At 44.1% G+C, this 13027-nt stretch carries 14 protein-coding genes; 9 read left to right on the forward strand and 5 right to left on the reverse strand.

All coding sequences use genetic code 11. From position 1 onward, the window contains the following. The first annotated feature begins 100 nt into the window (after window positions 1-100). Entirely contained in the window at window positions 101-550 is a 450-nt protein-coding gene (locus AB4Z30_RS29265) for an SRPBCC family protein (RefSeq protein WP_441931120.1), read from the forward strand. A 183-nt stretch (window positions 551-733) separates the two neighbouring features. Next, complete coding sequence (locus AB4Z30_RS29270) at window positions 734-2257, forward strand: methyl-accepting chemotaxis protein (RefSeq protein ID WP_441931121.1); 1524 nt, start codon at window positions 734-736, stop codon at window positions 2255-2257. 148 nt (window positions 2258-2405) lie between these two features. Here AB4Z30_RS29270 and pyk read toward each other — a convergent pair whose 3' ends face one another. Next, window positions 2406-3821 carry a pyruvate kinase gene (gene pyk, locus AB4Z30_RS29275; protein ID WP_441931122.1) on the reverse strand — a complete coding sequence of 472 codons (1416 nt, stop codon included), beginning with the start codon at window positions 3819-3821 and terminating at the stop codon, window positions 2406-2408. 113 nt (window positions 3822-3934) lie between these two features. On the opposite strand from pyk, the gene AB4Z30_RS29280 reads away from it, so the two are divergent. After that, window positions 3935-4714 carry a helix-turn-helix transcriptional regulator gene (locus tag AB4Z30_RS29280; RefSeq protein WP_441931123.1) on the forward strand — a complete coding sequence of 260 codons (780 nt, stop codon included), beginning with the start codon at window positions 3935-3937 and terminating at the stop codon, window positions 4712-4714. Between the two features lie 320 nt (window positions 4715-5034). Here the strand turns inward: AB4Z30_RS29280 and AB4Z30_RS29285 are convergent, their stop codons facing one another. Continuing rightward, window positions 5035-5706 carry a phosphatase PAP2 family protein gene (locus AB4Z30_RS29285; RefSeq protein WP_441931124.1) on the reverse strand — a complete coding sequence of 224 codons (672 nt, stop codon included), beginning with the start codon at window positions 5704-5706 and terminating at the stop codon, window positions 5035-5037. Window positions 5707-6129: 423 nt separating this feature from the next. On the opposite strand from AB4Z30_RS29285, the gene AB4Z30_RS29290 reads away from it, so the two are divergent. The 3 genes from AB4Z30_RS29290 to AB4Z30_RS29300 all read left to right on the forward strand — a co-directional run bounded on the left by AB4Z30_RS29290 (window position 6130) and on the right by AB4Z30_RS29300 (window position 7423). Beyond that, window positions 6130-6366 carry a DUF6953 family protein gene (locus AB4Z30_RS29290; RefSeq protein WP_441931125.1) on the forward strand — a complete coding sequence of 79 codons (237 nt, stop codon included), beginning with the start codon at window positions 6130-6132 and terminating at the stop codon, window positions 6364-6366. Window positions 6367-6806: 440 nt separating this feature from the next. Continuing rightward, complete coding sequence (locus AB4Z30_RS29295) at window positions 6807-7007, forward strand: cold-shock protein (RefSeq protein WP_017691122.1); 201 nt, start codon at window positions 6807-6809, stop codon at window positions 7005-7007. Window positions 7008-7195: 188 nt separating this feature from the next. Next, complete coding sequence (locus AB4Z30_RS29300) at window positions 7196-7423, forward strand: cold-shock protein (protein ID WP_056697134.1); 228 nt, start codon at window positions 7196-7198, stop codon at window positions 7421-7423. 220 nt (window positions 7424-7643) lie between these two features. Here AB4Z30_RS29300 and AB4Z30_RS29305 read toward each other — a convergent pair whose 3' ends face one another. Continuing rightward, window positions 7644-8000: a hypothetical protein gene (locus AB4Z30_RS29305; protein ID WP_441931126.1), complete on the reverse strand. Its 357-nt coding sequence runs from the start codon at window positions 7998-8000 to the stop codon at window positions 7644-7646. Window positions 8001-8165: 165 nt separating this feature from the next. Between AB4Z30_RS29305 and AB4Z30_RS29310 the strand changes: the two genes are divergently transcribed. Beyond that, window positions 8166-8897, forward strand: a complete 732-nt coding sequence (locus tag AB4Z30_RS29310; RefSeq protein WP_441931127.1) for a class I SAM-dependent methyltransferase — start codon at window positions 8166-8168, stop codon at window positions 8895-8897. 108 nt (window positions 8898-9005) lie between these two features. Here the strand turns inward: AB4Z30_RS29310 and AB4Z30_RS29315 are convergent, their stop codons facing one another. Beyond that, window positions 9006-9650, reverse strand: coding sequence for a GntR family transcriptional regulator (locus AB4Z30_RS29315; RefSeq protein WP_441931128.1), 645 nt, complete (start codon window positions 9648-9650; stop codon window positions 9006-9008). 486 nt (window positions 9651-10136) lie between these two features. Here AB4Z30_RS29315 and AB4Z30_RS29320 point away from each other — a divergent pair, with 486 nt between their 5' ends. Together AB4Z30_RS29320 and rocF are read left to right on the forward strand one after the other, a co-directional pair. Further along, window positions 10137-11333, forward strand: coding sequence for an ornithine--oxo-acid transaminase (locus tag AB4Z30_RS29320; RefSeq protein WP_441931133.1), 1197 nt, complete (start codon window positions 10137-10139; stop codon window positions 11331-11333). Window positions 11334-11390: 57 nt separating this feature from the next. After that, the gene (rocF, locus tag AB4Z30_RS29325; protein ID WP_441931130.1) at window positions 11391-12371 is read left to right on the forward strand and encodes an arginase; all 981 of its coding nucleotides are present in this window, start codon (window positions 11391-11393) and stop codon (window positions 12369-12371) included. A gap of 352 nt (window positions 12372-12723) precedes the next feature. Here rocF and AB4Z30_RS29330 read toward each other — a convergent pair. Then, window positions 12724-13027: hypothetical protein (locus tag AB4Z30_RS29330; RefSeq protein WP_441931132.1), on the reverse strand; the 304-nt coding region annotated here is incomplete at its 5' end.

The following is a 13027-nucleotide window of genomic DNA, read 5'->3' on the forward strand; positions in this document are numbered from 1 at the left end:
TCGTTGCTGTCGCGTTTTTACAATACAAGTATGGGGTATAACGGTAGGATAGAAATGTGAGAGAACATCCAAATTATGATTACTTAAAAGGAGTGAGCTTATGGATTTGAAATATGAATTTTATATCAATGCAGGGCGGGAGGAAGTGTGGAATGCACTGATTTCCCCGGACGGTACGCGGAGCAGTTTCTTTGGTAGCGAGCTTCGCTCCAATTTTCAGCCTGGACAACCTTTTGCATATGTTGGGCCAGGTAATGATGGTCAGGAAACAGTCCATGTATATGGTGAGATTTTGGAATTTGAGCCGCTCTCTAGTCTTAGCTATCGGGAACATCCAGGGCCTTCGTATCATTCCAATCATGCCGAGCTTCAGTCGAGAGTACTTTTCCAATTAGAGACTGTGGGGGAGTGTACCAAACTTACGCTGATCAATGATCAGTTTACAGACAATCATCCTTCCTTCGCCAATGCGCAGAATAGCTGGTGGATGATTTTAAGCAGCATTAAGACGTGGGCAGAGACGGGGAAAACGCTTAATTTCGGCTGGTAACAGAGTATAATATTTTACGTAAATCGATATATCATAAAAGATAAAATCTTCTAACAACGTGAATCATCGTCTCATTGGCGAAGATTTTCGTTTTTTTAAAAATTAGCGACTTTAGAACTACACTTCTTGTCAATATATGTCGAAGTATATATAAAGACACCTTACATAAGAGGGGATACCGCGATGTTTTTGAAACGTAGTGAAGCAAGCAAATCAAATCGTATAAATTCACATGAGCAACTGCTGAGTTACAGCCGTCGTTTGTTAGAGAACGCTCAGAATGGCCAGTTTTGGAGCGAGGCAGATGCTGATACACAGGGCAATGATGAAATTTTGGAGAATATTCGGAAAGCAGTACAACTGATGCGATCACAGCATGAGGGTGCACAAATACGTCTTACCATGTTGAATCAGGCGCTCCAAGCGGCGATATGGGAGTCGAAGATCGTTGCAGGTAATCCGCTGGATCACAATAATGTCGTTTCATTCTCGGAAGAGTTCCGGAGAATGCTGGGCTACAGTAATTCGAAGGACTTCCCCAATGAGTTCGCCAGCTGGGCTAAATCTGTGCATCCAGAGGACAGAGCACAGCTTGTGGAGGATATTACGAGACATGTGAATGATCCGAATGATCAAGCGGGATATAATGTTACAAGCCGTATGGTTTTGAAAAACGGAGATGTTCGTTGGTTCAGATGCCTTGGACGACTTGTGAGAGATGCTGCAGGTGCTCCGGTTAAGTTAATTGGAGTCATGTTCGACGTTCATGAGGAGAAGATCAAGTCAGATGAATTGGAGGCGCTTGTTACCCGTTATGATCTCGTCAACCGTGCGCTTGTAGAAGCGCCGTGGGATATGACGGTAGTTGCTGGTGATGTGGTCAATCCAAACAATGAATTCTGGTGGTCGCCACAATTCCGCAGAGAACTCGGTTTCAAGAATGAAGAAGACTTCCCGAATGTATTCAGCAGTTGGAGCAGCCGTCTTCACCCTGAAGATCATGACCGTACGATTAATGCATTTGCTGAACATATGAATGATTACAGCGGTAGAACACTGTATGATCTTGACTACCGTTTGCAACGAAAAGACGGGGAGTATCGCTGGTATCATGCGGGTGGTGAAACCATTCGTGACGAGAATGGCGTACCGCTTCGTGTTGCCGGAACGATTCGGGATGTGACTCACCAGAAGAATAAAGAAGAGATTGTTAAAGCGATGAATTTGAAAACTAAACAGTTGTCCGAGTCCATTGAAGAGATGGTACGCGGCATTAACTCGATTACGGATCAGGCACAGGAGCTGGTCAACGCTCAGGAGTTATCTGCTGATGCGGCAACACAGGTGCGGGATAGCGTGGATGATACGAAGAGTATTACAGCGTTTATTCGGGAGATTGCCGGCCAAACGAATCTGCTTGGTTTGAATGCAGCCATCGAAGCGGCACGTGCAGGTGAACTGGGCTTGGGCTTCGGCGTAGTAGCTGGAGAAGTGCGGAAACTGGCTGATCATAGTTCGGAGGCAACGGTCAACATTGAAGATAGCATGCAGAAAATGAAAACGTTGATTGATCATATTTTGCAACATATCGGCAATATGTCCACACTGACTCAGAATCAGGCAGCCCTGACGCAGCAGGTCAATGCCTCAATGGATGAGATCAACAATATGTCGCAGGATCTGGTTAACTATTCGCGCAACTTGTAGTTTCTGTGTAAAGAATAATTCAATTTATCTCGTTCAACTTTGATGTAGTAAGTAAAAGGGAAGACATTAAAAAATCCACCGGATTTCATATCCCGGTGGATTTTTTGATTTTCCTAGTTTTTATAGAACGTTATGCTGTGATTCTTAATTATACTTGCAGCACTTTGATCAGGTTTGTGTTACCGGATTGACCGATTGGAACACCAGCGGACAATACGATGATGTCCCCTTTTTCAACATAACCTGTTTTGATGGCATTGCGCGTAGCGGATTCGAACATTTCATCTGTTGTTGTCACTTTGTCGCCCATGACTGGAACGACACCAGAGAGCAGACAGATTTTAGCCAGCACTTCTTTGTGCTGAGTAACTGCGATGATCGGTGCTTTTGGACGATATTTAGAGATCATGCGAGCTGTGAATCCACTTTCGGTGGATGTAATGATCGCTTTAGCATTCAAAACAAGGGAAGAACTAACAGCTCCTTGACTGATAACTTCGGTAATGTCAGCCACTTGTTGTGCCGATTTTTGGTTGAACTGCTCTTTGTAATCGATCATGGTTTCTGCGCGGCGTGCAACAGCAGCCATCGTACGTACGGACGGAATTGGATATTTACCAGCAGCAGATTCACCGGACAACATCACCACGTCTGCGCCTTGCAGCACTGCGTTTGCTACGTCACTTACTTCGGAACGTGTTGGGCGAGGGTTCACTTGCATAGACTCCAACATGTGAGTAGCAACGATAACTGGTTTACCAGCTTTGTTACATTTATCGATCATTTCTTTTTGCATCATAGGTACATCTTCGATTGGTACTTCAACCCCGAGATCTCCACGAGCTACCATAATGCCGTCCGATGCTTCGATGATATCATCCAGGTTGGTCATACCTTCTTGGTTCTCAATTTTGGAGATGATTTGTACATGCTCCTGACCGCGCTCTTTCAGAATGCTGCGGATTTCACGGATGTCATCCCCTTTACGAACAAAGGAAGCTGCGATAATTTCGATGTTGTTCTCAATTCCGAATCCAATGTGCATAACGTCACGTTCAGTTACGCCTGGCAGTGTCGTTTTGATTCCTGGCAAGTTCACGCCTTTACGTGGTTTCAGAATACCGCCGCTAATGATTTGGCAGTGAATCTCGGAACCTTCAACAGACAATACAGTCAGGTCGACCAAACCGTCGTCAATCAGAATGCGATCTCCTGGTTTAACGACCAGATTCAACTCAGGGTAGTTTACGGAGATCCGCTCTACGTCGCCAAGAATATCTTCAGTGGTCAGCGTAAGTTCTTTACCCGCCTGAAGGTGAACGGAAGCTTCTTTTAATTTACCGATCCGCACTTCCGGTCCTTTGATGTCCATCATGATAGGTACATATTTGTTCAGTTCAGCAGCAGCTGTACGGATATTATTAATCCGTCCCACGTGATCTTCCAACTCACCATGAGCCATATTCAGACGGGCAACCGTCATACCTTCCTGAATCATTACTTTCAATGTTTCGATTGAGTCACAAGCAGGTCCCATGGTACAGATAATTTTGGTTTTCAACATGCTAATATCCTCCTCATATTTGGTTCTTATGTGTTTATTGTAGCGTTTTCTGTCGAATCACGATATGAACTATAGTACAATGATTAGAGTATAGTCCGATAATGAGGTGTTATATGGTTACTCCACTTGAAGTACATCATGTGAATGGCGTAGGTTGGTACGAAGAAGCCGCACAACCACAGGGAATTTGGCGCCTCAGCTTGGTTACATATGGAAAATGTGTATATTGGGTGAACGGAGATAAACAGATCATGGAAAAGGGTGAATTGCTGCTGATTCCTGGAGGGATACCCTATTATGGAAAGAGTATTCCTACGGTTACGCACACCCAGATTGTTATTTTATTAAGGCAAAATGGGACTGTAGAACTGCCTGCACTCGAACAACGTGAACCATTGAGGAATAAACCAGGCTGTTACGAAATGATCCATCAGCGAATGAAGGCAATCCAGCAACAATGGGAAGAACGCCCTTCTTATTATGTCATGATGAGTCAAGCCTTATTGATGGAAGTGCTAATTTATATTAACCGGGAACTCGATCGCGGTATCATTCCGCCTGAGAAGCATCGGTACGTGGAACGGATGAAGAGATACATTGAGCAGCATTATCGGGAGAAAGTAACAAAGGAAGATCTTGGGGATGAGATCGGGAAGTCTCCCAACTATGCGGCCTCCCTGTTCAAAAATGTAACCAATCAGACGATTAGCGAGTACGTTCATGATCAACGGATGAAAAGAGCATTGTACCTGCTCACCGAGTCGCAGCTCTCCATTCAGGAAATTGCCGAATTTCTCGGTTACCGGGACTTGTCTTATTTTTACCGCATATTCAAGCGACTCATGGGCAGTCCCCCATCCGATCTGCTGCACGAGCGTCCGCCGATCGTCTAATTACTGCCATAGTATTTAAAGAAATGATTGTTAGGGGATGTCTGAAATCGCCGAAGGAAGCCAATGTTGCTGAATTTTTGTTCCTTCAGGAAATTTTTCGTAGGCGTGCCGGGGCACGTCAAAGGAAAGTGACGCAGGTATGGGGCGAAAAGGCGGTAAAAGATGCACTTCAGTGGATTTTAAGATATGCCCTGAAAAATGCATAGGTATACCAAAAAAGAGGGCACTGCAACAGAGCCCTCTTTCCTTGTTATTAAATGTTTGATGTGTATGAATACATCGTATTCATATTGAACCGTGCTTCTAATTTATGGAATACGTTATGCGTTACGGCTTGGTTGTGTAGCTCTGATCGGTTGCTTGTTGCTCTTCCGAGCGTGCCCCAGACGTTTGGCAAAGACATGAACTGCCCAGTAGGCCGCTTCAGCAAATGCAATGCCGCCAACGACATCCAGCAGCGAATGCTGTTTAACGAACACCGTCGAAGCGATAATTAACCACAACCACACGGAGCCGAAGACCCGTAAAGCAGGTTTGACGTTCAGGTGTCTGTTGAGAATAATGAACAACATGTAGCTTGTAAGGCAATGTACGCTTGGGAAACAGTTTACAGGCGCATCATTAGAATAAATAAATTGCACAAGTACACTGCTAAGATCCGTTCCACTCACTTCAGGACGAGGTACATACGAGGGGAATACCACAAAACAAACATTGGCAGCCATCACCCCGACGTTATATATAATCAATGTACGCCAGAACAGCGACTTGTTCGTAAGACCTAAGTAGAGAAAGCTCAGATATAGAATGGGCATCCAGCTGACATAAGGAATAATAAATTCTTTGATAAAAGGAATCTGTGTATCAATCCAGGCATAATTGTAAAATACATCATCTCCCGCTTGGCTGCCCAGGAACATGTAGATTGAGCCTTGAAGCGGTATACATAAAATGGCCAGTAGATGTCCCCAGCGCTGAAAGAATGCTTTCATAAAATCCTCCCTGATTTAATATGCTTATAAAAACGATTGTCATCCGAGTCTTACAGTCATTTGACGTTAGAAAGGTGAAGTGTCCCTGCAACTTTAAACTTAAGTATTACTATAATGGACAGGCAAAGGGTTAAGCCATACCTGATTTTAGGATAAAATGCAATTTGATAAGTCTCTTTTTTGTTACTTTTTATGTCTTTATCCATCTGAAGATGATGGTCATGCAAAGTATTATATTACGCATACCCTGAAATGGGTACACCTGCCTTGTAAGGTTTTAGAAGGCTGATCTATATCCCGTGTCCTCATAATCATGCCTGCTTTGTTTTCCGTCTGTCCCGCTGTCGTGGTATACTTCAGACAGGTGAAAGTCAGACAAGAGAGGTTTGACCACCGTGTAACAGGAGAACGGCAGGTGAAAAGATGGAAAAGACAGCGCAGGACGTGGCTGAATGGATGGTCGGAGAGATTAAGTTTACGGGCACACTTCGTCAGGAAGAAGCAATAGAGTATGTAAGAACTCATTTTGGAGAGCAGTTCGTCTTTGTTAACGAAAACGGTAATGCTTCCTTATCCAAAGAAGTGAAAAAGGCATTTCGCAAACTACACGGCGGGCGGGTTGCCTGGGATCGCGATGCTTTTATGTGGGCGTGGACCTAAATGAAATATTGTTCATATATTGGCTTTTGTAGTGCTCAACTGATTTTAGTCATAGCTCTTACTTGAATATATTGGATATGCAAGGACAGAACATTTTCGCAATTCATGTATAAGTTGGATTGTAACTGCATATCCTTTCATAAGGCTGTACACAGGCGATAGCTCAAAAGGTGACCACAGACTAGCTGTGGATATGAATTTATTAAACATGTATTTCCAAAGCTGTTTGAAAAGAAAATACAATGATTTGCTTTTTGATCCGATTAGAGGTATACTAAGAATCAAGTTGTACAGAGCAGAGTGGAAAACCTAATTCACATATTGTAAAGGGCGATCACTTATAGGTTTATGACTGGTACCTTTTTCAATGTGTGAATTTTTATTTGCTTGCTGCAAAGAACAAAGGAACATGTTAATCTTTATTTGGAGGTGTAATTCACATGCAAAACGGAACAGTAAAATGGTTCAACGCTGATAAAGGCTTCGGTTTCATCGAAGTTGAAGGCGGAGAAGATGTATTCGTACACTTCAGCGCTATTACAGGCGATGGCTTCAAAACGCTGGACGAAGGTCAACGCGTGCAATTTAAAATTGTACAAGGAAACCGTGGTCCTCAAGCAGAAGAAGTTGTAAAACTGTAATTAAAGCATAGCTGCCTTTAACATGTCATAATGGTAAAGGCAGCTTCTTTTTTATTTGATTAAATAGATGAAATTGGCCCAACCGTTGTCGAGGCAGAAGTTCGGCGGATGTTACACTACCGCTAAGCAGTGGCTTTTGTGAAATAACGTCAGTAAGATGTGTTTCCATAACAAAGGGGGTAGAAGTCATGTATAATCGCAAAAAACCGTTGGAAGAAATTCCACAAGCAGATGCAGCAATCTGGGAATGTACGAGTGATACGTGCAAAGGATGGATGCGGGACAATTTTGCGTTTGATAGCGTGCCTACTTGTCCAATATGTGCTTCTGAGATGGTTAGCACGACTAGGATGCTGCCATTGCTTGAGAATTCGAATAGTAACCTGAAAACGATGTCTAAAGGAAATCGGATTTAATATAGCTTACCCGCCTCTCGCGAGGTGTTTTTTTTTAGATAAAGTGAACATCCGATACTGAAGTATGGGATTAAATATGAACTTCCTGGCATTCGTTTAAGGCGGATGCCTTTTTTGTTGCAAGAAAAAAGAACCTCTTCGTGTTCCACGAGCGAACATGAAGAGGTTCTTTGCCAAGACAATTGCCAATATAATTGCAACAGCTTGCTGTTACGGAGATCTAAATGAATAAGAACGGAAGAAGGAATAGTGTAGCGATCAGGGCAACATCGTAACCGGCCCCATATCCGTAACCGCCATAACCGCCGTATCCACCACCGTAAGGGTAGCCGCCATAGGCTGAAGATTTGGCTTTTCTCCCTGATGTTAATTTCTTTTTAGCTACTCTGCGCAGTTGTTGCTTGGACTGGACAGAAGACAGGCGTGGACCTTGAAAACATTCATTCAAGTACACCTTTCCATCCTGGCAACCCCCAAGTGTACCGTACATATGCGTGCCGTCTTTCATGACAACACAGACAGGGCGTCCCACATGCGGTGACACGGTTTCTTCACATACCGGATGAATTCTGTGCATGCATATCCCCCTCGTAATTGCGGTTTGCCGCTTGAAATCAACGGTTTGTATATCATAGTAGAAAGAGAAGCAATTGGTATGGACGAGTACCCGGTTATCTCCATAGTCAGGAGCCGTTTTTCGGTTTGTTCCATAGACTGGAGATAGGGGAAAGGAGGGGGAGTCATGGATTATCATGATTTGCTTGCTCGTTTGGGGGAAGGAAGTGCTCATCCTGGCGGATTCTCGGCAACACTGCAGTTGCTTGATACGTTATCGATCCCGACCGGGGTTCATGTTCTGGAAATTGGGTGTGGCACAGGAAGAACAGCATGTCATCTAGCCAAGCAAGGCTGTCGCGTAACTGCAGTTGATCTGCATCGTCACATGCTGGATAAAGCGGTAAGGCGAGCTCGCAAAGAGCGGGTTGATGTGCGTTTTATTCAAGCCGATGTAGCTGCACTGCCCCTGCCAGATAACCGTGTTGACGTGGTGTTTATCGAATCGGTCACCATTTTTACTCCGTGGCGTATGGCGTTGTCCGAGTATATGAGAGTACTGAAGCCCGGAGGGTTGCTTGTAGACCGAGAAATGGTTTTGTCGGGAAGAAAAACAGATCTGATGAGCCGCAGGTTGAAGCGATTTTATGGGATAAGGACACTGGCCACAGTAGCGGCCTGGAAGAAACGTCTGAGGGCATGCGGATTTTCTCAAGTTGAAGTTAAAGAGCAATCGCGGACAATGGGCAAGTGGGGTGTCGATCATGACCCTTTGCGTGAGATGGATATGAACTGGCTGGAGGATGAAAATGTACAGCGGATGAGTCGCACCAATGATCGGTTGCTTCTAAAATACGGAAAAAGGCTGGGATACGCCGTATTTACTGCGAAGGTTCCTGCTGAGCCCGGACCCAAATGAAAAAGGGGTAACTCACATTATTTATGATGTGAGTTGCCCCTTTCGATTACGGTTATGGTGACCGGAGAGCCTCGCACCAAGTGAACCAGTTGCAACCGGGTCTACAAGTTACAGCATGTCGTTATCAATGATACGCCAGTGATGTTTGAGCAACGCTTCAAGCTGAGGTTTGTCCTTGGCACGAAACGCGCTTAGAATCTGTCGGTGCTCTTCGTTGACTTCGTGCAGTACCTCGGATAATTTTGGCTTGTTATCACTGACATAAGACTGGCGAATAAAGCTGTTCTTCAGTGTGTTTAACATTTCTATAACGGTGGTGTTGCCACAGCGCTGAATGTAAAGATTGTGGAACAGATACTGATTCTTGCTGTAGGCTGCGAGGTCAAGTTGGTTAATATCTTCGTCCATGCGGGCGATTAGGGCTTCCATTTCTATAAGTTCGGAGGGTTTAAGGTGATCCGCTGCGAGCGTGGCAGCCAGTGCCTCCAGCACACCAATCGCTTGCGAGAATTCAAGCTTTTTGCTTGTGTCAAAAGGAGCAACAATAAATCCCCTGCGTGGGATATACTGCAACAGATTGTCAGAGGTCAACTGAAATAAAGCTTCCCGGGTAGGAGTGCGGCTAATGTCCAGTTTTTTGCAAATTTCGGCCTCGTTGATCTTCTGGTTGGGAAGAAGCGTCCCGTTTTGGATCTTCTGGGCGATGTAATCATAGACGTGATCTTTCAAGGAACGGTATTTAGGTACTTCCATACCATGTTCTCCCTTCTATATGTATGTGATGGTGAATGGTTATAAAGCTATACAGGCCGCGCCATCCGGGGTGTTTCAAGTTTTTATCATCTTACCATCGAGGGAGGAGTTGGGCAAGCAAAGTTCGGACTTTTTGCGCTGTATAATGTATAGATTCAATAGAACATTTTCTGGAGTTAAAGTATAAAAATGATTATAAAAGCGTTGTCAAGCATGGAGGGGTTTGTTAAAATTATTGGTATAAATTTCATATATTATATTATGTATATTGTATACAAATATAATGTTCATACAATTTGCTATAGTTCATGCGCCTTATATTGGTTTATTTTTCATAAGCACTAATGTTATTTATGATCTGTTTATTCATAGGTGTTTCAAATTAGGCGACTGCGGAAAATGAGGAATCAAGTCGTAAACAAAGATCAGCTCGCATACACTGTTACTGTATTTTGTATACAATATTATGCGGAAGGTTGTGAAGGAATGCCGGATACCGATATATTCATTCAATGGTCGGAAATGTATGCTGCGCCTAATTATCATCCACTTCCCATTGTTATTGAACGTGCAGAAGGGGTATGGGTGGAGGACCCCCAAGGCCATCGATATATGGATATGTTAAGTGCGTATTCTGCACTGAATCATGGGCACAGACATCCTGTCATTATTCAAGCGTTGAAAGATCAAGCAGATAAGGTCACATTAACATCACGGGCATTTCACAGCCATTCTGCAGCAATATTTTATCAAAGACTGTCTGCGTTTACGGGTAAATCCAAAATATTAGCCATGAATACAGGGGCAGAAGCGGTAGAGACAGCAGTAAAAGCTGCGCGAAGATGGGCATATCGTTGCAAAGGAGTGCCTGAGAACAAAGCTGAAATCATTGTATGCTCTGGCAACTTTCACGGCAGAACCCTGACGGTCACCTCTTTTTCCTCATCTAAGGAATATAAAAAAGACTTTGGACCGTTTACACCGGGATTTCGAATTATTCCATATGGTGATCTGGACGCGTTACAACGAGCCATCACACCGAATACAGCCGGTTTTCTGGTTGAGCCAATTCAGGGTGAAGCGGGAATTATCATTCCTCCAGATGGATATCTGGCAGAAGCGTTTGCGATATGCAAACAGCAGCGAGTCTTGACCATGGCGGATGAGATTCAAACTGGATTTGGAAGAACGGGACGTCGATTTGCTTCCGATTGGGAGCATGTCGAACCGGATGTCTGGATTATGGGCAAAGCGCTCGGAGGTGGTGTGATGCCGATTTCTGCAATCGCCGCCGAAGCAGCCATTCTGGATCTGTTTGAACCGGGTTCACATGGTTCTACGTTTGGAGGTAATCCGCTCGCTTGTGCCGTAGCGATTGCTGCTCTGGATGTTCTGGAAGATGAGAAGCTCGCAGAGCGGTCAGAGCGTTTGGGAAATTATTTTATGAAACAACTTCAAGGTATTCAGAGTTCTGCGATCCGTGAAATTCGGGGCAAAGGATTATTCATCGGAGTTGAACTTTATAGTTCAGCAAGACCTTATTGCGAGCGTCTGATGTCTGCCGGGTTGCTTTGCAAGGAGACACACGACACCACTATTCGTTTTGCACCGCCGTTAACCATACAGGAATCAGACATTGACTGGGCGATCGATATTATAAGAGAAGTGCTTGGTGACCTATAAATTGTAGGAACTCCAACGAGCTATAGTTCGGCAACGATGATAAAGGAGCTGAAACCCATGAATAAAGAGGATATTTTGGCTGCAGGGGAGCGGGATATGGAACAGCTCTCTCGTAAACACATTTACCATACACCTACTAAACATAATGAAGTAGCGATTATTAAAGTCCCTTTTGGATTAGCTGGTGCGAGGAATGGAGCTGAGCTGGGCCCAGATGAACTAATCACTGCCGGGTTGAAGCGTGAGATTGCAAGTTTGGGTCTCATCGTGTCCAAGGAAGTGCGTGTGGATTGCCCAACACAGCCAGCTGTTCCAGCCGGACGCAAGACGTTAAAGTATCTCAATGAGGTTCAGCAAGTAAGTCAGCACGTATGTCATGAAATATCAGTTGCTTTGGAAAAGGGTGCTTTTCCGCTCGTCCTTGGAGGAGACCATAGTGTAGCTATCGGGACTGTGGCGGGATTAACTGCATATTATAGCAATTTAGGCGTGATCTGGTTTGATGCTCATGCAGACCTGAATACAGAAGAACATAGCTTGACGGGTAATATGCATGGAATGAGTGTGGCAGCCTTCTTGGGTCATTCGGCTTTTAACTTATCACAGATCAAAGGTGCAGGCTCTTTTGTAGATCCGTCTAATCTGGTGTATATCGGGCTTCGTGACCTGGATGATTATGAGAAGGAACAGATAAGGACTTTGGGTATTCGAGCTTTTACGATGCATGATGTTGATCGGATGGGCATGAAGCAGGTTATTGAGCAGGCAATGGTTATAGCGGGAGGTGGAACGGACGGTATTCATGTCAGCTTTGATATGGATTGCCTCGATCCGCGTGAAGCACCAGGAGTAGGGACGCCTGTTCCGGGTGGGTTGAGCTATCGGGAGGCGCATTTTGCGATGGAGTGTTTAGCTTCAAGCAATCAGGTGGTTTCCATGGAATTGGTTGAAGTGAACCCGCTGCTGGATCAGAACCGGCATACGGCAAGACTTGGCGTTGGATTAATTGCATCCTTGCTGGGTAAGTCTATTCTATAGAAGAAAAAGAAAATGTTCAGAGGGAAAAGGTATGATCTGTAGGGGATATAAAGTTATATATTGCAGGGGGGCTATGTTAACGATCGGTCGAATGTTGTGGCAGGTTGTAAACGTGACTTCCCTGTTTCTGATAGGTTGCGGGAGTTAGTGTTTGTTCAGTCAGTTGACTCGTTGTATTGTTATTCTGTTATTTTATTATAATGGCAGTCATCTTGATCTAAGTACACCGTTGGATAGGAGTTGGATGCAGCCAATGTGGTATCTTAGAAATTGTTATGCATAATTGCATGAGATGAGTAGCATAGATTTAATAAAAGTTATAATTTTTGAAATAAAGTCTTGCATTGTGATTTCATACATGGTATATTCTAATTCCGGCCAAGAAAACACGGTTTACACGGTGCGGCAAGCGAATGAAATAAGCTTCGAAAGAAACTTGAAAAACAGCTTGCAAAGTTGGTTCGGACATGATATTATATAAGAGTTGCTGAAACGAACTGGTTTCGGTAATGGGAATAAGTTTGATCTTTGAAAACTGAACAACGAGTGAGTGAAACATTCTGCTTGCAGAATGAACGTGAAGGTTTTGGTACATGCCATCCGGCTGTATGAAAACTGGAACACAATTGAGATTTTTAATCTCGTCAGATTCAAAA

The sequence above is a fragment of the Paenibacillus sp. 2TAF8 genome (assembly GCF_052114825.1).
In the GTDB taxonomy this organism is placed as follows: Bacteria; Bacillota; Bacilli; order Paenibacillales; family Paenibacillaceae; genus Paenibacillus.